The 21,738-nt window shown below is 69.7% G+C and carries 20 protein-coding genes; 15 read left to right on the plus strand and 5 right to left on the minus strand.

The genetic code is table 11. The annotated features are described in order from the left end of the window. Window positions 1–5: 5 nt before the first annotated feature. Complete coding sequence (locus OH768_RS08220) at window positions 6–1,334, plus strand: MFS transporter (protein ID WP_406451541.1); 1,329 nt, start codon at window positions 6–8, stop codon at window positions 1,332–1,334. A gap of 87 nt (window positions 1,335–1,421) precedes the next feature. On the opposite strand, the gene OH768_RS08225 is transcribed toward OH768_RS08220, so the two are convergent. From OH768_RS08225 to OH768_RS08235, 3 genes are all read right to left on the minus strand, one after another. Then, window positions 1,422–2,192, minus strand: coding sequence for a GntR family transcriptional regulator (locus OH768_RS08225; protein ID WP_317881306.1), 771 nt, complete (start codon window positions 2,190–2,192; stop codon window positions 1,422–1,424). 166 nt (window positions 2,193–2,358) lie between these two features. Continuing rightward, window positions 2,359–3,042, minus strand: a complete 684-nt coding sequence (locus OH768_RS08230) for a DAK2 domain-containing protein (protein ID WP_406451544.1) — start codon at window positions 3,040–3,042, stop codon at window positions 2,359–2,361. A 17-nt stretch (window positions 3,043–3,059) separates the two neighbouring features. Next, window positions 3,060–4,055 carry a dihydroxyacetone kinase subunit DhaK gene (locus OH768_RS08235; RefSeq protein ID WP_406451546.1) on the minus strand — a complete coding sequence of 332 codons (996 nt, stop codon included), beginning with the start codon at window positions 4,053–4,055 and terminating at the stop codon, window positions 3,060–3,062. 153 nt (window positions 4,056–4,208) lie between these two features. Here OH768_RS08235 and OH768_RS08240 point away from each other — a divergent pair, with 153 nt between their 5' ends. From OH768_RS08240 to OH768_RS08265, 6 genes are all read left to right on the plus strand, one after another. Further along, window positions 4,209–4,991, plus strand: coding sequence for a class I fructose-bisphosphate aldolase (locus OH768_RS08240; RefSeq protein ID WP_406451548.1), 783 nt, complete (start codon window positions 4,209–4,211; stop codon window positions 4,989–4,991). A 53-nt stretch (window positions 4,992–5,044) separates the two neighbouring features. Beyond that, window positions 5,045–6,412, plus strand: coding sequence for an L-fuculokinase (locus tag OH768_RS08245; RefSeq protein WP_406451550.1), 1,368 nt, complete (start codon window positions 5,045–5,047; stop codon window positions 6,410–6,412). Between the two features lie 567 nt (window positions 6,413–6,979). Further along, the gene (locus OH768_RS08250; RefSeq protein WP_406451552.1) at window positions 6,980–7,795 is read left to right on the plus strand and encodes a GntR family transcriptional regulator; all 816 of its coding nucleotides are present in this window, start codon (window positions 6,980–6,982) and stop codon (window positions 7,793–7,795) included. An 87-nt stretch (window positions 7,796–7,882) separates the two neighbouring features. After that, window positions 7,883–9,247: an ABC transporter substrate-binding protein gene (locus OH768_RS08255; RefSeq protein ID WP_406451554.1), complete on the plus strand. Its 1,365-nt coding sequence runs from the start codon at window positions 7,883–7,885 to the stop codon at window positions 9,245–9,247. A gap of 68 nt (window positions 9,248–9,315) precedes the next feature. Then, window positions 9,316–10,236, plus strand: a complete 921-nt coding sequence (locus OH768_RS08260) for a carbohydrate ABC transporter permease (protein WP_406451556.1) — start codon at window positions 9,316–9,318, stop codon at window positions 10,234–10,236. Continuing rightward, entirely contained in the window at window positions 10,233–11,129 is an 897-nt protein-coding gene (locus OH768_RS08265; protein ID WP_406451558.1) for a carbohydrate ABC transporter permease, read from the plus strand. The genes OH768_RS08260 and OH768_RS08265 overlap by 4 nt, the downstream gene beginning before the upstream one ends. A gap of 76 nt (window positions 11,130–11,205) precedes the next feature. On the opposite strand, the gene OH768_RS08270 is transcribed toward OH768_RS08265, so the two are convergent. Together OH768_RS08270 and OH768_RS08275 are read right to left on the minus strand one after the other, a co-directional pair. Next, window positions 11,206–11,964: an SDR family NAD(P)-dependent oxidoreductase gene (locus OH768_RS08270; protein WP_406451560.1), complete on the minus strand. Its 759-nt coding sequence runs from the start codon at window positions 11,962–11,964 to the stop codon at window positions 11,206–11,208. Next, window positions 11,961–13,268, minus strand: coding sequence for an L-fuconate dehydratase (locus tag OH768_RS08275; protein ID WP_406451562.1), 1,308 nt, complete (start codon window positions 13,266–13,268; stop codon window positions 11,961–11,963). Before OH768_RS08275 ends, OH768_RS08270 begins: the two co-directional genes overlap by 4 nt. 305 nt (window positions 13,269–13,573) lie before the next feature. Here OH768_RS08275 and OH768_RS08280 point away from each other — a divergent pair, with 305 nt between their 5' ends. The 8 genes from OH768_RS08280 to larE all read left to right on the plus strand — a co-directional run bounded on the left by OH768_RS08280 (window position 13,574) and on the right by larE (window position 21,348). Then, window positions 13,574–14,287 (plus strand): FadR/GntR family transcriptional regulator, encoded by a 714-nt coding sequence (locus OH768_RS08280; RefSeq protein ID WP_406451564.1) that lies wholly within the window; start codon window positions 13,574–13,576, stop codon window positions 14,285–14,287. A 110-nt stretch (window positions 14,288–14,397) separates the two neighbouring features. After that, window positions 14,398–15,249, plus strand: a complete 852-nt coding sequence (locus tag OH768_RS08285; RefSeq protein ID WP_406451566.1) for a fumarylacetoacetate hydrolase family protein — start codon at window positions 14,398–14,400, stop codon at window positions 15,247–15,249. After that, complete coding sequence (locus OH768_RS08290; RefSeq protein WP_406451568.1) at window positions 15,249–16,238, plus strand: aldo/keto reductase; 990 nt, start codon at window positions 15,249–15,251, stop codon at window positions 16,236–16,238. Before OH768_RS08285 ends, OH768_RS08290 begins: the two co-directional genes overlap by 1 nt. Then, window positions 16,235–17,152 carry an amidohydrolase family protein gene (locus OH768_RS08295; protein ID WP_406451570.1) on the plus strand — a complete coding sequence of 306 codons (918 nt, stop codon included), beginning with the start codon at window positions 16,235–16,237 and terminating at the stop codon, window positions 17,150–17,152. The genes OH768_RS08290 and OH768_RS08295 overlap by 4 nt, the downstream gene beginning before the upstream one ends. Next, window positions 17,149–18,429 (plus strand): nickel-dependent lactate racemase, encoded by a 1,281-nt coding sequence (larA, locus tag OH768_RS08300; protein ID WP_406451572.1) that lies wholly within the window; start codon window positions 17,149–17,151, stop codon window positions 18,427–18,429. The genes OH768_RS08295 and larA overlap by 4 nt, the downstream gene beginning before the upstream one ends. Further along, entirely contained in the window at window positions 18,426–19,253 is an 828-nt protein-coding gene (gene larB / locus OH768_RS08305; protein ID WP_406451574.1) for a nickel pincer cofactor biosynthesis protein LarB, read from the plus strand. Before larA ends, larB begins: the two co-directional genes overlap by 4 nt. Continuing rightward, the gene (larC, locus tag OH768_RS08310) at window positions 19,250–20,452 is read left to right on the plus strand and encodes a nickel pincer cofactor biosynthesis protein LarC (RefSeq protein WP_406451576.1); all 1,203 of its coding nucleotides are present in this window, start codon (window positions 19,250–19,252) and stop codon (window positions 20,450–20,452) included. The genes larB and larC overlap by 4 nt, the downstream gene beginning before the upstream one ends. Beyond that, a complete protein-coding gene (gene larE / locus OH768_RS08315) occupies window positions 20,449–21,348 on the plus strand; it encodes an ATP-dependent sacrificial sulfur transferase LarE (RefSeq protein WP_406451578.1) in 900 nt (299 codons plus the stop codon). Before larC ends, larE begins: the two co-directional genes overlap by 4 nt. Window positions 21,349–21,738 lie beyond the last annotated feature (390 nt).

A 21,738-nucleotide genomic window follows, 5' to 3' on the forward strand; every position in this document is an offset into this window, starting at 1 on the left:
CGCTCATGTCCGCATCTGTTTCGCCGGCCCGCAGTGAGCAGGGCCTGATCGACCGGCTCGGCCTGCCACGTCCGTTGGTGTGGGGGTTCGTCGGTCTGCTGTTGTTCATGATCGGCGACGGGGTCGAGTCCGGCTACATCTCCCCCTACCTGGCCGACCACGGCGCCGGCTCGGAGACCAGGGCCGCGGTCGCCATCACCGTCTACGGCGCGGTGGTCACGGCTGGGTCCTGGCTTTCGGGGGCCCTGTCGGATGTGTGGGGGCCGCGCCGGGTCATGTGGCTGGGTCTTGCCGTCTGGGGCAGCCTGGAGGTCGTCTTCCTGGCCGTCGCCCTGCCCACCGAGAACTATCCCCTGATGCTGGTGGCCTACGGCCTGCGCGGTTTCGGCTATCCCTTCTTCGCCTACGGCTTCCTGGTGTGGGTGCTGGCGGGCAGTCCCGCGCACCGGCTCGGCTCGGCCGTGGGGTGGTTCTACTTCGCCTTCACCGGCGGCCTGCCGACCCTCGGCTCACTCCTGGCCAGCGGCAGCGAACCGCTGATCGGCGAATACGCGACCCTGTGGATCTCCCTCGTGCTGGTCGTCACGGGCGGCATCATCGCGCTGACCGGAATCCGTCACGCGACAGGCGGCGAGCGTCTTGCGGCGCCGGAGGTGTCCGCGGGGCGCAGCATCGCCAACAGCGTCGCCATCCTCTTCTCCCAGCCGCGCATCGCGATCGGTTGCCTGGTGCGGATCGTCAACACCGCACCGCAGTTCGGGTTCCTGGTCTTCCTGCCCACGGTGTTCTCCGACGACCTGCACTTCGGCACCTCGGGATGGCTGCAGTTGGTGTTCGTCCTGGGCGCGGCGAACATCTTCGCCAATCTCTTCTTCGGGGTGCTCAGCGATCGTCTGGGCTGGCACCGCACCCTGCGTTGGTTCGGCTGCGTCGCCTCCGCCGTCAGCTCGCTGTGCCTGTACTTCCTGCCCGCCCACGTCAGTGACCGGTACTGGGTGGCTGTGCTGTGCGCGGCGCTGTACGGCATCACCCTGGCCGGTTTCACACCGATCTCGGTACTGATGTCGCTGATGGCCCCCGGGCAGAAGGGCAACGCCATCGCGGTGCTCAACCTCGGAGCCGGTGCCGCCACCTTTGTCGGGCCGCTGATCGTGACGGTGTTCCTGGGCCTCATCGGCCCCGGCGGGGTGACCGTCATCTTCGCCTGCCTGTACGTGCTGGCCGGGATCGCGGTCCGCTGGCTGCGGGTTCCCGAGGAATCGCAGCAGGCGGTGGAAGAGGGTCTCCCCTTGGCGCACGTCACCGCCCCGGCGGCCGAACGGGCCAACGCGTGACACAGACCCCGAACGGGGAAGAGCGGCGGCCACCGTGCGGGTGCACGGTGGCCGCCCTCTGCCGGATCGCATCGGCGGTGCCGGGGTTCAGGAACTGCCGGTGGCGTCCACGTTGACTTCCAGAGGAACGATGTCGCTGCGGACCCAGGTGTCATAGACGTCGAAGTGCTGCCCTGTCGGAGTCCACGAGGTGGAGCGGATGTGCAGGGTGGGCGTGGTCGGCTTGATGTCCAGGGCGGCGGCGATCTCGGGGGACGGCGCCACGGCCCGTACCGAACGGTGGGCGCCACCGAGGCTGTATCCGGCGGCCGCGAGCGCCTGGCTGAGGGAGGCCTGGCCGTCGAGCACGTCATGGGCTGCGGCGATCGCGGGAACCAGGTCCGGCGGGCTGTAGTTGATGCTGTACAGCGCGGGCACACCGTTGAGGGTGCGCAGCCGGACCAGTTCGTAGCCGGCGGTGTTCTCCGGCACCTTCAGCTGCTGGCACGCGAACGCGGGCAGGATGGTCGGCCCGTGGCGCAGCACCTGGGTGGTCACGGAGGTGTTCTGGTGGCTGAGGGCGTTCTCCAGGAAGCCCTGGGGCTGCTGGATGGTCCAGCCCTCGTCCTCGGCAGGCGGCTGGGTGGCGAAGACGCCCCGGTTGGTCACCCGCGTCACCAGACCCTGGGACTCCAGAACCTGCAACGCCTGGCGGACCGTCGCCCTCGACAGCCCGAACTCCTTGCCCAGCTCGTTCTCGCTCGGAAGCCTCTCGCCCTGCGGGATCTCACCACCGGTGAGCCGGTGCTCCAGTGCTTCGACGAGCTGCTGGTAGTAGGGCGTCGAGGACTGCCGGTCAATGGCCCCCGATAGCGTCACGGTGCGCTCCCTCCGCTGACCCCGGCAGTGACGGCAATGCCGGGGTTCTTCATCGTAATGCGCCGTCTGTACTGTCCGGACCATCCAGTCAATGTGACCCGCCGGAGCGATAGAAGACAGTGGGGGTGGGGCCACGTACGGCCGCACCCCCGCTGTACACGGTGCGTCAGGCGTTGATCCAGCCGGTGTCCAGGCCCGGGCTGGCGGTGGACTGCGCGGCGGCCGCCGCCTGGAGCACGATGGCGGCCGCGGCCGCCCCGGGATCAAGCACCCCGCGGGCCACCTCCCCGACATAGCTGGCGCGGCCCCGCTTGGCGACCAGGTCGGCTGTGCTGCGCGCACCCTCGACGGCTGCCTGCGCGGTGCGATCGAGTGCCTGGACCGGATCAGTGCCGGGCAGGAGCGATTCCAGAGTCCGGGCGGCGGGCACGAGCGCGTCGATCATGGTCTTGTGGCCGACCTCGGCCTTGCCGTAACGCTGCACCGTGGCCGCGGCGGCGGTCAGCCCATTGGAGAGTTCGCCGAGGGTGGGCTCGCCGTCGTCGGAGCAGTGGGCGAGGTCGCGGAAGAACATGCCGAACAGCGGGCCGCTGGTGCCACCGGTGCCGAGAAAGCCGCGGGAGACGGCGGTCAGCCAGCCGCGGTAGTCCTGCGGCTCCTCCGCGTCGATGCTCTGCTGGGCCCGCCGGAGGGCGGAGGTGATGTTGTTACCGAAGTCGCCGTCGCCGGTCAGTCGGTCGAGTCGGCCGAGGTCCTCGGCGCGGCCCTGGAGGAAGGTGCTCAGCAGGATCTCGGTCCAGCGGTTGCCGAAGCCGTCGGCCAGCGTGATGTCCACGGATGTGTCGGTCATGGTGCGTCCTTGTCTTGTCACCAGGTCAGGGCGGGAGTCCGCACGGGGGCGTCCCACAGGGGAAGCAGGTCGGCGTCGGCGGGCAGCAAGGTCACCGATATCCCGTGCATGTCCAGGGAGGTCACGTAGGAGCCGGCCAGGGAGCGCTCGATCGTGACGCCCAGGGCACCGAGGTGATGGTGGACGGTGCGGGCGGCCACGGACAGGTCCAACGGGGATGTCCCGCCGAGGCCGTTGACGATGGCGATCACCGCCGAGCCCCGCCGGAGCCCGAGAGCGGCGACGACAGGGTCGACGAGCTGGGCGATGAGGGTGTCTGCGTCCGCGAACGGGATACGACCCCTGCCGCGTTCGCCGTGGATCCCCACGCCGAGTTCGACCTCGTCGTCGGGCAGGACGAAGGCGGGTTCGTCGGCGCCGGGATGGGTGCCCGCGGTCAGTGCGAGGCTGAGGGTGCGGGCGCTCCGTGCGACCCGCCGGCCGAGGTCGGCCACTTCGACCAGATCGGCCCCCGCCTCCGCGGCCGCGCCGCAGATCTTCTCCACGGCGAGTACGGCGGCGGTCCCGCGCCGGCCGGGCCCGTCGTCCTCCGCATCCGTGGCGAGGTCGTCGTCGACGAGTACGACCTCGGTCTTGACCGCGTCGTCCTGGGCGAGTTCGCCGGCGATCTGGAAGTTGAGGACATCGCCGGTGTAGTTCTTCACGATCTGCACGACTCCCCGCCCGGAGTCCGCAGCGACCGTGCCCGTATGGACCTGCAATGCCGTCGGACTGGCGAACAGGGCGCCGGGCACTGCCACATCGAGCATGCCGGCGCCCACGAATCCGGCGTGCAGCGGTTCATGGCCCGAGCCGCCGCCGGAGACCAGTCCGACCTTGTCCCTGGCCGGCTGTGCCCGCGTGACGATGCCCGCCGCGCGGTCGTAGGCGAGCAGTTGCGGATGTGTGAGAGCGAGCCCCTCGAGAGCTTCCTCTGCGGCGTGCTCAGGGCGATTGACGATGTGCCGGTGCATGGCGCCGTGCTCCTTTGCTCGGGTCTTGACCGGTCTCACGCTAGAGCCTACTGTTCGGACAGTCCAGACTGTACGTACAAGTTAGTGGTAGGCGAGACCGCACCCCGCCCGACCAGCGGATCACGCGCTCACGACGAGAGGGACAAGACAGCCATGTCCATGGAATACCGGATGCGCCGCACGCTCCCCAGCGACCGGGTCGCCATCATCATGCCCGTCGACCACGGGCTGATCTTCAACCGCATCGAGGGCCTGGAGACCCCTTCCGCGCCTTTCGCCACGTGGGGCGACAAGGACGTCACCGGCTTCATGATGACCCCTGGCCAGGTCAAGCAGACCGAAGCCTTCTTCGCCCGCAACCCGCACCTGACCCGCGTACTGACCATCGACACCTTCTACGACTACGCCCAGAACGACGGCGGCGGCTCCCACGGCCTCATCACCACCGTCGAGGAGGCTGTCCGCATGGGCGTGGACGCCGTCAAGATGCTCTTCCCCTGGAACGTCTCCCGCGTCGAGCAGGCCGCCCTGTGCAAGCGCGTCGGCGACGTAGTCACCGCCTGCGACGCCTGGGACATCCCGCTGATCCTCGAACCCGTCCTCATCGGTGCCCCGCGCACGGAAGAGGTCATCGTCGAAGAGGAGAAGATCGCGCGCATCGCCTATGACCTCGGCGCCCACATCATCAAGATCGCCTTCCCCGGGGAGGAGCGCACCCGCCGCCTCGTCGAAGAACTCAAGGTGCCCCTCGTGATCGCCGGCGGCCCGCTCGCCGGAGAGCCTTCCGAGACCGTCGACGCCATCGCCCAGACCATCCGCGCCGGTGCACGTGGTGTCATCGTCGGACGCAACATATGGCAGCGCGAGACCGACGTCGCCGAGAAGCTCCTGTCCGAGGTCGCCGCCCTCACCCGCAGCGTCAGCTTCGACGACTGATCCGCGCCGCAGGGACATGAGCCGCCGCGTCGATCGAAGGAGATGACAAGCGCGTGGGAACCTCGCCGCAACGGGCGGATGCCGTACTCGGTATCGACATCGGCAGCACGAACGTCAAAGTGGTGGCGCTCGACTCGGCCGGCCACGTCGTCACCCGCATACGCCGCGCCACCCCGAGGTCCGTCGACGATCCCTCGATCGACGCGGCACGGCTCTTCGAGTGCCTCGAAGAGATGGCCGTCGAGGCCTGTGGGGAGCGCTACGCCATCGCAGCGCTCTGCGCTGCCGGCATCGGTGAGGACGGTGTTCTGACCGATGCCTCACTCACGCCCCTCACCTCGGCGCTGGCCTGGTTCGACCCCCGCCGCACCGATCTGTTCGGCGAGCTGCGGCACCACCTCGACCCCGCCGACGACGTCGGCACCTCCACCGACGCCGCCCGCACACTGGTCGGCTGGGCCTGGGCCCGCGGTCAGCCCGGAGCCGATCGAGCGGCGGCCTGGCTCGCCCTGACCGACTACGCCGCCTGCCGCTGGAGCGGCACGGCCTTCCTCAGCGACACCCTCGCCGCGCGCACCGGGGCCTGGCGCCCGCTCGCACGCACCTGGCACACCAGCCGCGTGCAGGCGACTCTCGGCGCCTCCGAACTGCTGCCCACGGTCGTGCCGACGGGAGCCGTCGTCGGCCACGTACGCTCCGAGCGGCTGCGGAACGCCGGCGTCCTCAGGCCCGGCGCCCTCGTGGTGGCCGGAGGGCACGACCACCCCGTCGGCGGCTGGGGCGTCCATCAGCTACGCCCCGGAGCCGTCCTCGACTCCATGGGCACCGCGGAAGTCGTCGTCGCGCAGACACATGCTCCGCCCGGCCATGTGCCTGGGGCCGTCGATGTCTCACCCGGCATTCACAACGCCTTCGGAGCCACCGTTCTCCACGTGGAGGAACTCGCCCGGAACGTCGCATGGGCGTCGCAGGATCCGGCCGTGGCCGATGCCCTCGACCGTCTGATCTCCGGCAACGCCACACCCGACGATCATCTGTTCTCGGACACCTTCCACCCCGGCGCGGCGGGCGGCCACACGCCCTTCTACGCGCCCCGTTCCGCGTCCGACCCGCACTCCAGGGCATCTGCCGTACTCGGCGCACTGGCGCGACGCGGTGGCCTTGCCATCGCCGCCGTACAGGCCCTCGCCGAGCCGGACGCGCCTGTCTACACCGCGGGCGGCTGGGCCCGCTCCCGCGGCTGGCTCGACATCAAACAAGCGGTGACCGGCACAGCAGCCCACGTCATCGTGGAACCGGAAGTAACAGCCGTTGGCGCGGCGCTCCTCGCCGCCCGGGCCCTTGGCTGGAAGCCGTCCGTCGCTGCCGCACTGACCCCCGGGGCAGAGGCAGAACTGCGAGGTGCGGCAGCCGGTCGATAAGCGAGCAGGTCACCCCAGCACCCACCGCAGGCACCGGCCATTCAGCAGGCTGCTGTGCTCGCGCCCCTCCGACGGCCGGATACGCGAGCGCAGCAGCCCCTTTCAGCACGTGAACTGGCAACGGCCACACGCGTGTTCGCTCCAGCGTGCCCACGGCACCGGTGCCGGCGGGCGTGAAGCCACCATCCGAACCACGAGAACGCGCACGGACACCGGACAGTCGTCGATGACCTGGTCGGCCGTGCCCCTGTTCCACGGCTTTCTGCCCGCTGCCGCGATCGACGCAGCGGGCAGAAGCCTGTCCGTGTCCCGTGAGGGATGCGCCGGCTGCGCCCTCCACAACCCTGCCGTGCAGACGAAGACGGGTACGCGGAGGCCGCGTCGGAGCTCCGGGCGCCACACCGATCCGCGTCGCGAAGTGCGTCGCCATCGCCTCCTCGGCAGTCCCTCATTTTCGTAGTTAACAGACTCTTGACGCGGCCGAAAACCAATGCATACAGTCCGGACTGTCCGGGCTGACCGGCCTGTACGTACAAGACTGCGGGACCTTGAGTTCTGGAGCACCTCATGAGCGGATCGAACAGCGCTCAGGCCATCGATCGCATTTCGGCTGAGCCGTACTACCTGCAGCTTGCGGAGCGCATCCGTGACCAGATCTCGACGGGTGCCGTAGCCGTCGGTGACCGACTGCCCAGCGAGGGTGAACTGGCCGCCACCTGGAACGTCTCCCGCGCCACGGTCCGAGAGGCCCTGCGGTTGCTGGAGGAGGAAGGCTGGGTCGCCCGCATCGCGCGGCGAGGGGCCTTCGCCTCGATGCCGCCGCGCCGGGGGTGGCTGTTGCAGGGCCGGGAGGGCTTCTTCGAGAACGAGGTGGCGGGGCACCAGCGACGGGTCACCACCCAGGTGCTGCGTGCCGAGAGGGCGACACTGCCGACGCACTCGGCCGAGGAACTTCACATGGCTCCCGGCAGCGACGGCTACATCCTCGAACGGCTTCGCAAGCTCGACGGCAAGGTGGCGCTCTTCTCCGCCAACTACCTGCCCCCGGCGGTCGGCGAGCTGGTGTCACGCAGCGACGTTCCGGCAGGAGAAGGCTCTCTCAACTACACGCTGAGCAAAGGCGGTTACACGGTCGCGGGCGCGTCCCGCACGGTCGAGGCCGTCACAGCGCGGGGGCAGGTCGCCAACCTGCTCCAAGTCCCGGACGGCGCACCGCTGTTGAAAGTCAGGTCGACCTCGTGGGACACGCACCTGGTGCCCTTCGAGCACCACGAGGTCTGGGTCCGCAGCGACGTGGTGCACGTCGAGATCCAGGTCGGCACTCCCGCCCCGACCCGGGCCGAATCCCCCTCCCCAGAGATCGGCCGGCTCGTCAGCCCCTGATCCGCCCAGACCCCACATGATCCCCCACCCGCCCCGACAGAACGAAGGCGGCAGTTCTGCCCTTCCGGTCCTCAAGGAGAGACTTCCATGCCCCGCAACGGACGTAGACAACTCATCACGGCGACAGTCGTCGTCGGCACACTGACCGCGGCTGCCGCCTGCTCCGACCCCTCGGCCGGGCAGGACGCCTCGGGCAACACCACGATCACCGTGGCGCTCGCGGCGAACCCTCAGATGAAGACGGCCGAGAGCCTGATCTCCGACTTCGAGAAGAAGAACCCGGGGATCAAGGTCAAGTTCACCACCCTGCCGGAGAACGACCTGCGCCCCGCCGTCACCAAGGACGTCGCCACCAAGGCGGGCCAGTACGACGTGGCCATGATCGGCAGCTACGAGGTGCCGATCTGGGCGAAGAACGGCTGGATCGTCCCGCTCAGCAGCTACGTCTCCAAAGACACGGCATGGGATGCGAGCGACGTCCTGCAGCCGATCAAGGACATCGTCTCGGCGGACGGCAAGCTGTACGCCGCCCCCTTCTACGGGTCGAGTTCCTTCCTCTTCTACCGCAAGGACCTGGCGAAGAAGGCCGGAGTCACGATCCCGCAGAACCCGACCTGGCAGCAGGTCGCCGCGGCCGCGGCCAAGATGGACGACAAGAAGAGCGGAGTCTCCGGCATCTGCCTGCGCGGTCTGCCCGGCTGGGGCCAGAACCTGGCATCCCTCACCACGGTCATCAACACCTTCGGCGGCCGCTGGTTCGACGAGAAGTGGCAACCGCAGCTCACCTCGCCCCAGACCGAGAAAGCCGTGAAGTTCTACGTCGACCTCCTGCGTGCGCACGGCCAGCAGGACGCGGCCAAGGACGGCTGGGAGGGCTGCCTCCAGCAGATCACCCAGGGCAAGACCGCGATGTGGTACGACGACACGGTCTTCGCCGGATCCGCCCTGCAGGAGGCCACCGCGCAGGTGAAGAACAACCTCGGGTTCGCGATGGCGCCCGTGGATCAGACCAAGGCGTCCGGCTGGCTGTGGTCCTGGGCGCTGGGCATCACCCAGTCCAGCAAGCACAAGGACGCCGCCTGGAAGTTCATCTCCTGGGCGACCGGCAAGGAGTACATCAAGCTCGCCGGTACCAAGGCCGGCTGGGACTCCGTCCCGCCCGGCTCGCGCACCTCGACCTACTCGATCCCGCAGTACCAGAGCGCGGCCAAGTCCTACGCCGATCTGACCCTGGCCTCGATCAACGCCGCCAACCCGAAGCAGCCGACCGTCGATCCGGTGCCCTACACCGGAGTGCAGTACGTGCAGATCCCCGAGTTCACCGACATCGGTGACTACGTCTCGCAGCAGGTCGCGGGAGCCATCGCCGGCACCCAGAGCGTGCAGCAGGCGCTGAAGAAGTCCCAGTCCTACACCGAGTCCGTGGTCAAGAAGGCCGGCTACCTCAAGTAGCCGCAGCTGGGCGGCGTGAGAGGTGAAACAGCCCATCACGCCGCCCGACTCTCAGGAGGAAGTGAGCCATGACCACCATCAGCCAGCCGGCTGTCCCGGTGAAGCCACCGGCCCGGCGCGGGTCGTGGAGCCGACGCGCCCCGCTGCTGCCGGCACTCGTCATCACGCTCGTGCTGACACAGATCCCGTTCGCCCTGACCATCTGGTACTCGCTGCAACGCTGGAACCTGCTCGACCCCGGCCAGAAGGGCTTCGCCGGCCTCGACAACTTCCGGGCCACCTTCGGCGACGACACGTTCTGGAAGGCCATCAAGAACACGGTGGTCCTCACCGGCGGCGCGACGATCGCCAGCATGCTCGTCGGGCTGGTCCTGGCGATGCTGCTGCAGAAGAAGTTCCCGGGGCGCGGCATCGCCCGCACACTCGCCATCACACCGTTCTTCGTCATGCCCGTGGCGGTCACGCTGTTCTGGCGCAGCGCCATGTTCGACCCCTCCTTCGGACTCCTCGGCTGGCTCACCGACTCCGTCGGGCTGCCGCGCGTGAACTGGCTGAGCGAGCAGTCGATGCTCTCCATCATCATGATCACCTCGTGGCGGTGGACACCGTTCGCGATGCTCGTGCTGCTTGCCGGACTGCAGGCGCTGCCAGATGACCAGTTGGAAGCCGCACGCGTCGACGGCGCGAACTGGTGGCAGCAGTTCCGCAACGTCGTCCTCCCGCACCTGCGGCCCTTCCTCGAACTGACCGCGCTGCTGCTCAGCATGAACATCATCCAGACGTTCGGCGAGATCGCCCTGCTCACGGCCGGTGGTCCCGCGTTCGGGACGACCAACATCACCTACTACGTGTATCTGCGTGCGTTCAACTCGTTCGACTTCGGCACCGCTTCGGCATACGGGCTGGTCACGTTGGTGCTCACCATCGCACTCGCGATGCCCGCGCTACGCCTTCTGTCCGGCATCTTCCAGAAGGAAGGACGACGATGACCGCCACGGCCCTGCACCCCTCGGACAAGAAGACTGTCTCTCCCGAGCCACGCAACCGCCCGCGCCGGCGTCGGCGTCGACCTGCCAACGACAAGGCCAGTTGGCCCGTGGCCGTACTCGGCTGGCTCGGATCGCTCGTGCTGTTCTCGCCGATCGCGTACATGCTGCTCAAGAGCTTCCAGACCGAGACCGATGCGGCGTCGCCCTCACCCAAGCTCGTGTTCCACCCGACACTGGAGCACTACCGGAGCACGTTCCAGGCAGGCTTCTGGGCATACGCGGGCAACTCGATCGTCGTCGCCGTCGTCTCGACGATCCTGGTACTGCTGCTGGCCACCCCTGCCGCGTACGCCCTGTCGGTGCGGCCGGTCCGTAAGACGCAGGACGTGCTGTTCTTCTTCATCAGCACCAAGATGATGCCCGTCGCCGCGGGCATCATCCCGATCTACGTGGTGGCCCAGCACCTGCACCTGCTGAACACCGTGGTGGTGCTGCTGATCCTGCACCTGGGCATGAACCTCCCGCTTGCCGTATGGATGATCCGCTCGTTCCTCCAGGAGGTACCCGGCGAGGTACTCGAAGCCGCGGCGATCGACGGGGCCGGCCGGACACGCATCATGCGCAGCATCGTGCTTCCGCTGGTCCGACCCGGCCTGTGGTCAACGGCCCTGCTGTGCTGCGTGTTCTCCTGGAACGAGTACTTCTACGCGGTCAACCTCACGACGACCACCTCCACGCTGCCCCTGTTCATGCAGAAGTTCCTGTCGTTCGGTGAGCTCTACACCGCCCAAGTAGCCGCCGTCGCCACCGTGGTGAGCATCCCCGTCGTCATTCTCGGCTGGGTGTGCCAGCGCAGTCTGGTGCGTGGCCTGTTGTTCGGAGCGGTGAAGTGACGCGTGCGGTCCTCGACTCCCGAATGACAACGCCTTCTCGATCTCCTTGCTGGTGCGGTGTTCCGGACAGCCGCGTTCAGGTCCGCGGGCGGATCCGCAGTCCGTGCATGCCGCCGTCGACGGCGAGATCGGTGCCGGTGGTGGAGCCGGAGAGCGGACTCGCCAGGTAGGCAATGGCCGCGGCGACCTCTTCCGCGCTGACCAGGCGGCCCATGGGCTGACGGGCGTTCAGGGCGGCGCGTTCGGCCTCGGGGTCGGCGGCGCTGTCCAGCAGGCGCCCGACCCAGGGAGTGTCGGCGGTACCGGGATTGACGCAGTTGACGCGGATTCCGGAGTGCACCAGGTCGGCGGCGCTCGCCCGGGTGAGGGAGAGGACAGCGCCCTTCGTGGCCGAGTACAGGGCCCGGTCGGGCAGCCCCGCCGTGGCCGCGATGGAGCAGGTGTTGACGACGGCCGCGCTGTGCGAGCGCCGCAGGTGCGGCAGCGCGGCACGGGTCACCCGCACCATGCCGAAGACGTTGACCTCGAAAACGCGACGCCACTCGTCGTCGGTGTTGTCCTCGATCGTGCCCTGGGCGCCGATCCCCGCGTTGTTGACGAGGATGTCGATGCCCCCGAGCCTGCGGGCGGCCTCCTCGACGGCCGTCCGTACGCCGGTGTCGTCCGCCACGTCGGCCTGTATGCCGATGAGGGGTTCGGGCACGTCGTCCGGCTTGAGATCGAGGCAGGCGACGCGCGCCCCACGTGCGGCGAGCAACTGCGCGGTGGCCAGGCCGATGCCGGAGGCGCCACCGGTGACCAGCGCGGTCAGCCCGGCGAACTCGTTCGTGCTCATGTCCCGGCCTTCGCTTCCCACACCGGGCCTTCGGGGTAGCGGTGGGCCGCCACGGAGTCCGGGTGCAGTTCGGCGCTGATACCGGGGGCGGTCGGCGCGAGGTAGTGGCCTTGCCGGATTCGTACCGGATCGGTGAAGTGCTCGTGCAGATGGTCGACGTACTCGATCACGCGGTTCTCGGTGGTGCCGCTGACGGCGACGTAGTCGAACATCGCCAGGTGCTGCACCATCTCGCACAGGCCGACCCCGCCGGCGTGTGGACAGACCGGGACGCCGAACTTGGCGGCCAGCAGCAGGATGGCGACGTTCTCGGTGACGCCCGCGGTGCGGCTCGCGTCCATCTGGAGGATGTCGAGCGAGCCGGCCTGGAGCAGCTGCTTGAACATCACCTGGTTGTGGGTGTGCTCACCGGTGGCCACCTTCACCGGCGCCAGCGCCTTGCGGATGGCGGCGTGGCCGAGGATGTCGTCGGGGGAGGTGGGTTCCTCGATCCAGTACGGGTCGTAGGGCACGAGCGCCCGCATCCAGTCGATGGCCTGCTGGACGCCCCACGCCTGGTTGGCGTCGACGGCGATCCTGATGTCCGGGCCGACCGCCTCGCGGGCCAGCCGCATGCGGCGCTCGTCGTCCGCGCGGTCGGCGCCGACCTTCAGCTTGATCTGGGAGAACCCGTCGGCGACCGCCTCCTTCGACAGCCGCACCAACTTCTCGTCGTCGTAGCCAAGCCAGCCGGGTGTCGTCGTGTACGCCGGATAACCGTGCTCCAGCAGGTGCGCGGCGCGTTCGGCGCGGCCTGGTTCGGCGCGGCGCAGGATGTCCAGGGCCTCGTCACGGGTCAGCGCGTCCTGCAGATAGCGGAAGTCGACCAGGTCGACCAGCTGCTCCGGGGACAGTTCGGCCAGCAACTGCCAGACCGGCTTCCCCGTACGGCGGCCGTACAGGTCCCACACGGCGTTCACGATCGCCGCGGCGGCCATGTGGATGGCCCCCTTCTCCGGGCCCAGCCAGCGCAGTTGGCTGTCGCCGGTCAGCCGCCGGGAGAAACCGCCGAGGTCGTTCAGGACCTCTTCCACCGAGAGGCCGACCACCAGCGGGGCCAGCGCACGTACGGCGGCGACCTCCACGTCGTTGCCGCGCCCCACGGTGAACGCGAGCCCGTGGCCCTCGTCGCCGCCGCTCGTACGGATCGTCACATAGGCGGCCGAGTAGTCGGGTTCGGGGTTCATCGCGTCGGAGCCGTCGAGTTCCAGAGAGGTCGGGAACCGTACGTCGACCGCGTCGACGGCGCTGATCAGTTCACTCATGGTGCCCGGCCTTCGCGGCCGGGAGGCCGAAGTGTCGTTTCGGGGTCATGGCAACCACCCATCGTCATGTGTATATGGCATGTCTGTTCTGCAGCAGCCTCCAGACATGGGATGGATTTTTAGTCTCTGTTCGCCCCCGTGTCCATAGCCGGAACGAAAGAAGTCGGACACTTCCGCCGCTGACCTGCGACGTAGACGAAATTTTCGTGGTTGCGGTAACGGATTCAGCCATCCCATGTCTTCCTACGTCATGGGATGTATTGCTACGGTGCCGCTGCGCACGCAATGACGAGGGGCAGCCACACATGTCACTGACCGACAAGGCCATCGACCGCATCAGGGACCTCATCCAGTCGGGCGAGCTGCTCCCCGGGGCCAAACTTCCGCCCGAGCAACAGCTCGCCGCGGAGTTGGGTCTGTCCCGCAACCTGATGCGGGAAGCGGTGAAGGCACTGGTCGTCGCGCGGGTGCTGGAGATCCGGCGCGGGGACGGCACCTACGTGACCAGCCTGGAACCGGAGCTGCTGCTGAGCAGCATCGGGTCCGCGGTGGAGTTGCTGCGTGGCGACACGTTGCTGGAACTCACCGAGGTGCGCCGACTGTTCGAGCCGGTCGCCACCGCGCTGGCCGCCACCCGGATCTCGGCCGCCGAGCTCGGCGAGGTGGAGCGGCACCTGGAGGCGATGCGGGCGGCCCGCGACGACGTGGAGCGCCTCAACGAGCATGACGCCGCCTTCCACCGGGCCGTGGTCGCGGCCACCGGTAATGCCACGCTGGCCACCCTCCTGGAGGGCATCTCCGGCCGGACGCTGGGCGCCCGTGTCTGGCGGGGACTGGTCGACGACAACGCCGCCGGCCGCACCCTCGCCGAACACGAGGCGATCTACCAGGCGCTGGCCGACGGTGACGCCGTGCTCGCCCAGGCGGCGGCGCTGATGCACGTCAGCACCACCGAGCGGTGGCTGCGCGAGCACCTGGACCGGGACGGTCGGCTCCCCGGGAACGGCTCGGCCGTGTAATGACCCCGAGCACTGTTGCGCGCTTTCTCCCCATTCATTCCTGATGTCTCGCTCCCGGGAGCCGAATCGCCGGTCACCGGGCGGCATGTTTACCTCACCAAGGAGTACCGATGAGATTTCTGCGCGTGGGCCCGGCGGGCTCCGAGCGGCCCGTGGTCCTGGATTCCGACGGCACCGCGAGAGACCTGAGTCCGCTGACCGTCGACATCGACGGAGCGTTCCTGGCCGAGGGCGGCGTGGAACGCGTCCGTGCCGCCCTGGCGGAGAACGTGCTGCCGCACACGGACATCGGCGGCCTGCGGGTCGGCGCCCCGGTCGCACGCCCCGGCAAGGTGGTGTGCATCGGGCTCAACTACGTCGATCACGCTGCGGAGACGGACACACCGCCCCCTGCCGAACCGGTCGTCTTCATGAAGGCCGCCAACACGGTCGTCGGCCCCGACGACACCGTGCTCGTACCGCGGACCAGCGAGAAGACGGACTACGAGATCGAACTCGCCGTGGTCATCGGCCGCACCGCGCGCTACCTGAACTCGCCGGAGGCGGCCGACGACGTCGTCGCGGGCTACGCGATCGCCGACGACGTCAGCGAGCGGGCCTTCCAACACGAGCGGGGCGGGCAGTGGGACAAAGGCAAGTCCTGCGAGACCTTCAACCCGCTCGGCCCCTGGCTGGTCACGCCCGACGAGACCGGCGACCCGCAGGGGCTGGCCATGCGGCTGTGGGTCAACGGCGAACTACGCCAGGACGGCCACACCAAGAACATGATCTTCGGGGTGCGCCACATCGTCTGGTACCTGAGCCAGTTCATGGTGCTGGACCCCGGAGACGTGATCAGCACCGGCACTCCGGCCGGCGTGGCCTTCGGCGCCAACGACTTCCCCTATCTGGTCGCCGGTGACGTGGTCGAGGTGGAGATCGACCGGCTCGGCCGCCAGCGCCACGTCCTCGGACAGGCCTGATGACCTCCGCGAGCCCGCCCTGGTTCACCGAGCGCGTCCCGCTCGGCCGCTCCGGGGCCACCGTCAGCCGTCTCGGCCTGGGCACCGCACCGCTGGCCGGGCTGTTCTCGGCGGTCGGCGACGAGCAGGCCACCGCCACGCTCGACGCCGCCTGGGCGGCCGGTGTCCGGTACTTCGACACCGCCCCGCACTACGGCGCCGGGCTCGCGGAACGGCGGCTGGGGACCTTCCTCGCCGATACCGGCCGCCCGCGCGCCGAGTTCACCGTGTCCACAAAGGTGGGACGGCTGCTCGTGCCGGGCGACGCCGCCCTCGGGGACGAGGCGTTCCACGGCGAACGGGGGCTGGTCCGGGTACGCGACTACAGCGCCGAGGGCGTCTACCGTTCGCTCGCCGAGAGCCTTGAGCGGTCCGGTCTCGAAGCCTTCGACACCGTCCTGATCCACGACCCGGACGACCACTGGGAGGACGCGGTCACGGGGGCGTACCCGGCACTGGCCCGGCTGCGCGACCAGGGAGCGGTCCGGGCGATCGGCGCGGGCATGAACCAGACGGCGATGCTCACCCGCTTCGTCACCGAGACCGACCTCGACTGCGTACTCGTCGCCGGCCGCTACTCGCTGCTGGACCGCGGCGCGGCCGACGTGCTGCTGCCGCTGTGCGCCGAGCGCGAGGTGGGCGTCCTGGTCGGCGGCGTCTTCAACAGCGGCATCCTCGCCGACCCGTCCCCGGGCGCCACCTTCGACTACGCCCCGGCCCCCGACGACGTGCTGCGCCGCGCCCGGTCCCTGTCCGAGCGGTGCGCAGCCCACGGGGTGCCGCTGGCCGCCGCCGCGCTGCAGTTCCCGCTGCGCCACCCGGCGGTCACCGGTGTGGTCCTCGGCGCGCGCAGTCCACTGGAGGTCACGGAGAACCTCGCGCACGCCACGGCGGAGATCCCCGCGGAGCTGTGGGCGGAACTCGACGCCCTGGCGGGGGCCCGGCCATGACACGGATCGACGCACACCACCACGTCTGGCGGCCCCGGCCCGCGACGCCTGTGGCAGAGACGACTCCGAGAGCGCCCAGGACCGCTTCCGGCCCGAGCCGTCGCCCGCACGGCTGGCTGGACGCCCCCGACATGGCAGCCGTACGCCGTGACTTCACCCTCGACGACCTCGCACCGGAGGCCGAGGCGGCGGGCATCGACCGTACGATCCTGGTCCAGGTCCTCCCCGATGCCGACGAGACGGCGGAGTTCCTGTCCCTGGCGGGGGCGGCGGACCTGGTCGCCGGTGTCGTCGGCTGGGCGGACCTCACCTCGGACCGCCTGACGGACACACTGGCCGCGCTGCGGACGGGCACCGGAGGTGAACTCCTGGTAGGGGTCCGGCACTTGGTGCAGGGGGAGGCGGACCCGGGCTGGCTGAACCGGGGGGACGTCCGGCGTGGACTGGGCAGGGTGGCGGACGCGGGTCTCGCCTACGACCTGCTCACCCTCCCGCACCAACTCCCCGCCGCCATCGCCACCGCACGGGCCCTGCCCGAGCTGGTCTTCGTCCTCGACCACCTGTCCAAACCGCCCATCTCCTCCGGCGAACTGCACCCGTGGGCCGCGCTGATCCGTGAACTGGCCGCCGAACCCAACGTGTTCTGCAAGCTGTCCGGCATGGTCACCGAGGCGGACCGCACCGGCTGGACCGTCGCGGATCTGCGGCCGTACGCCGATGAGGTGCTGGACGCCTTCGGCCCGTCCCGTGTGATGTTCGGCTCCGACTGGCCGGTGTGCCTGCCGGCCGCCTCCTACGAGGAGGTCGTCCGCGCGGCCGAGGAAGTGACCGACCGACTGACCGCCGCCGAACGTGCCGAGGTCTTCGGCGGCACGGCGGCCCGCGCCTACCGACTGCGGAAGGAAAACCTGTGAAGATACGTCTGGCCTACGGGCAGTCGGGGCTCGACATCGAGGTGGATCCGCGGACGGCCACCGTCGTCGAACCCGTTCACCACGAGGCCGCCGCGGACCAAATGGCCGTACTGCGCGAGGCGTTGCGCGCCCCCGTCGCAGGCCCCCCGCTGCGCGAACGGGTGCGACCGGGGCAGACGGTGGCGATCTCGGCCTGCGACGGCACCCGCCCCCAGCCGCGCCATCTGATGATCCCCGCCGTCCTCGCCGAACTCGAAGGGATCGTCCGTCTGGAGGACGTGGTGATCCTCGTCGCCACCGGCACCCACCGGGGCAACGGCGAGGCGGAACTGCGCGAGATGTTCGGCGACGAGGTCGTGGACGCCGTACGCATCGTCAACCACGACGCCCGCGACCCCGGACAGCTGACCTGGATGGGGACGCACGGCAACGGCGTCCCGGTCTGGCTGAACCGTGCGTGGGCCGAGGCGGACGTCCGCATCACCACAGGCTTCGTCGAACCGCACTTCTTCGCCGGCTTCTCGGGCGGTCCGAAACTCGTGGCCCCCGGCCTGGCCGCGCTGGAGACGGTCCTCGTCCTGCACGACGCGGCCCGCATCGGCGACCCACGCGCCACCTGGGGCAACATCCACGGCAACCCCGTCCATAACGACGTACGGGCCATCGCCGAAGCAACCGGAGTCACCTTCTCGCTGGACGTGGTGCTCAACCGGGACAAGGACATCGTGGCCGCCTTCGGAGGCGATCTGGCGCGGATGCACGCCGCGGCCACGGCCACGGCGAAACGCATGGCGATGCGGCCGGTCGAGGCGCCGTTCGACGTCGTCGTCACCACCAACTCCGGCTTCCCGCTGGACCAGAACCTCTACCAGGCGGTCAAGGGCATGTCCGCCGCCTACCAGGTGGTCAAACCCGGCGGCGTGATCGTCTGCGCGGCCGAGTGCCGCGACGGCTTCCCCGACCACGGCTCCTACCGGGAGGTGCTGGCCTCCGCTCCGTCCCCGCAGGCGCTGTTCGACGACATCAGCGCCCGCACCGAAACCGTGCCCGATCAGTGGCAGGTGCAGATCCAGGCACGTATCCAGTCCGGCAGCCGGGTCGTCATGCACACCGGTTTCCTGAGCGACGCCGAACTGGCCACCGCCCACCTGCGACAGACCCGCGACATCTCGGCCACCGTCGCCGAGGCGCTGGCCGCGGCGGGCCCCGGCGCCCGTCTCTGCGTCCTGCCCGAAGGGCCGCAGACCATCCCGTACGTCGACAGGAGCGGGGCATGAGTGGAGTACTGGACCTGGGCTTCGCCCGGCTGGACCTCGCTCGCGAGGCCCGGCAGGGACTCCCCGAGGTCGTCTACGGGCCCGGAAAGACGGTCGAGCAGATCAGCGGCATCGTCACCGGGCTGCTGGAACACAACACCGGTCCTGTCCTCGTCACCCGGATCGAGGCGGAGACCGCCGAGGCCGTCATGGCACGGCTGGATCCGGGCGTACACGACGAGGAGACGCGACGCCCGGGGCCGTACGGCGGGCAGCGACACGGCCCGCGAACCTACGACGGTCAGCCACACGACGGCCCGGGAACGTACAACGGTCAGCCACACGGCCCGGCAACGTACGACGCCGAGGCCCGGCTGCTGTACTGGCGGCCGTCTCCGGCCGGGGACTTCTGCGTGACGGTGGTGGCCGCGGGCACCTCGGACCGGCCCGTTGCCGCCGAAGCCACCGCCGTGGCCGCCGCCGTCGGCCTGGACACCACCGCCATCCACGACGTGGGGGTGGCCGGCCTCGACCGGATCCTCCAGGTGCGTGACCGGCTCCAGGCCGCCGACGCGTTGATCGTCGTGGCCGGGATGGAGGGCGCCCTCGCCAGTGTCGTGGGCGGTCTGGTGCGCGCACCGGTCGTCGCCGTGCCGGTCTCCACCGGGTACGGCGCGTCCCTGGAGGGCGTCACCGCACTGCTCGCCATGCACGCCTCCTGTGCCGCCGGGGTGACCGTGGTCAACATCGACTCCGGCTTCTCGGCCGCGATGGCGATTCACCGCATCGCCCAAAGCCTTGCGAACACACAAAGGCGTGTGAACACACCCGGAGGCGCCCGGTGATCGTCTGGATCAACCCGTTCACCGGGCTCGCCGGAGACATGCTCCTGGCCGCCCTCATCGACGCCGGAGCACCGCTGGACGCGATCCGGGCCTCGATCGCCGCCACGGGTCTCACCGGTTGGGAGCTGACCGCCGAGCGCGTCACCGACCACGGGCTGGCCGCCACCCGGGTCCACGTGGACGTCACCGACCCGTGCACCGAGCGGCAGGCCGCCGAAGTCATCCGCCTCGCCTCGCAGGCCACCCCCGAACCTGTCGCCGCCCTCGCGGTCGCCGCCGTGACCGCCGTTGCCGAGGTGGAGGGCCGCCTGCACGGCGCCGACCCCGCCACCGTCCACCTCCACGAACTCGGCGGCCACGACACCCTGGTCGACATCGTCGGCGTCGCGGCCGCCCTGCATGCCCTGGGCGTCACCGACGTCTTCAGCGCACCGCTCCCGCTGGGCAGGGGGCGGGTGACCTCGGCGCACGGAGTACTGCCCTGCCCGGCACCCGCCACGCTGGCGCTGCTCGCCGGAGCGGCCGTCATGGGAAGCGATCTGCCCGGCGAGACGGTGACACCCACCGGCGCCGCACTGCTGCGCGCGCTCGGGGCGCGGTACGAACCGCCGCCCCCCATGACCCTGGGCCGCACCGGGTACGGGGCGGGCACCCGCCGCCTGCCGGACCGGGCCAACGTCACGTCGGTGACCCTGGGAGTCCCCGCCCCTGCAGCTTCGAGTCAGGACCCTCCGGCGGAGGACGTCGTCGTTCTGGAGACCAACCTCGACGACGTCACCGGCGAGGTCCTCGGACACACCATCACCCGGGCGATGGAGTCCGGTGCTCTCGACGCCTGGGTGACGCCCGTCGTGATGAAGAAGAACCGTCCGGCGCACGTGCTGCACGTCCTGACCACCCGACAGGACGAGCGTCGGTTGCGCAACCTCGTCCTGTCGGAGACCGGCAGTCTCGGCATCCGCCGCGTCGATGCCACCCGCACCGCGCTGCCGCGACACTTCGAGACCGTGCACGTGGACGGCCACCCGGTTCGGATCAAGCACGGTCCGCACGGTGCCAAACCCGAACACGACGACCTCGCCTCCGTTGCCGCAGCCCTGGGCGTACCCCTCCGAACCGTCGCGGCACGCGCACTCGCGGGGAGCGACCGCACCACCGCCCCTCGGCACACCGACCTTCTCGCAGGAGGACAACCATGACCGTCACAGACGAGGGAGCGGCCGCACTCGCACACGCCGACGCGCTCGCCGACCGGCTTCTGGACCGCATGCGCTCCATCGGCGCCGTCGCCGTGGCCTATTCGGGCGGCACGGACTCCGCCCTCGTGCTCGCCGCCGCCGTACGTGCCGTCGGCCCGGAGCGGGTTCTCGCCGTCACCGCCGTGTCGGAGAGCCTGGCCGCCGGTGAACTGCCGCACGCCCGCCGCCTGGCCACAGCCCTCGGCGTCACTCATCTCACCCCGCGCACCAGCGAACTGACCCGTCCCGGCTACCGCGCCAACGGCCCCGACCGCTGCTACTTCTGCAAGTCCGAGGTCCTGGACACCATTACCGTGCTCGCCCACGACCACGGATACGAGCTGGTGGCCACCGGCACCAACGCGGACGACGCCCGGGACCCCAACCGCCCAGGCATCAGGGCCGGCCGGGAACGCGGCATCCACACCCCGCTCCTCGACACCGGCCTGACCAAGGCGGAGGTGCGCCTGCTGAGCAGGCACTGGTCACTGCCGACCTGGAACAAACCCGCGACGCCCTGTCTGGCCAGCCGGATCCGTTACGGCATCGAGGTCACCCCTCACCGCCTGGCCCGCGTCGACCGGGCCGAGACCGCGGTGCGCGCGCTCCTGGCCGACGCGGGACTGACAGTGACCGACCTCCGGGTCCGCGACCTGGGGGACACCGCCCGCCTGGAAGTGGATGCCTCACTCGTCGACCGGATCTCCGCGCTCCCCGGGCTCGCGGGGGCACTGTCGGACGCGGGCTTCGCCGAACTGCCCCACCAGGTGGAGCCCTTCCGATCAGGACGGCTCAACTCCGAGACCTCAGGCCTTGGCGCGGCGCCCCGCTCGACAGCGGATCGGCCCGTCACGTGAGGCGTGTCGTCGTCGTATGACGTCGTCCCCCAGTGAGGACCCGTTCGCTGAACCGATGGTCCAGCGCTGAGTGCGCGCATTGCAGTCTGTCGGCATCGGCTGAAAAGTGGTCGACGAGCGGCCTGGGGAAACCTCACCCCGCGTTCCCGTTCGCATCGCCTGCAAAGGCATCGAGTTCAGCGAACGGCTCGGCAGCCGCTGGTGGGATATCGAGCGGACTATGTCCTCTCCCCTCACCCGCGGGGGTGGTCCCTGATGCGTGTGGATTGCGCGGGGTGCCCGCCTTCTGCCCCCGCTCGCGGGGAACATCCCCGTGTCATGCGCAGCCTGTACGCCAGCGTTCCCTACTCTCCGCACCCACAGAGACAGTCCCGATCCCGGGAACTTCCG

Origin of the sequence: Streptomyces sp. NBC_01622, from assembly GCF_045209635.1 — a bacterium.
Taxonomy (GTDB): domain Bacteria; phylum Actinomycetota; class Actinomycetes; order Streptomycetales; family Streptomycetaceae; genus Streptomyces.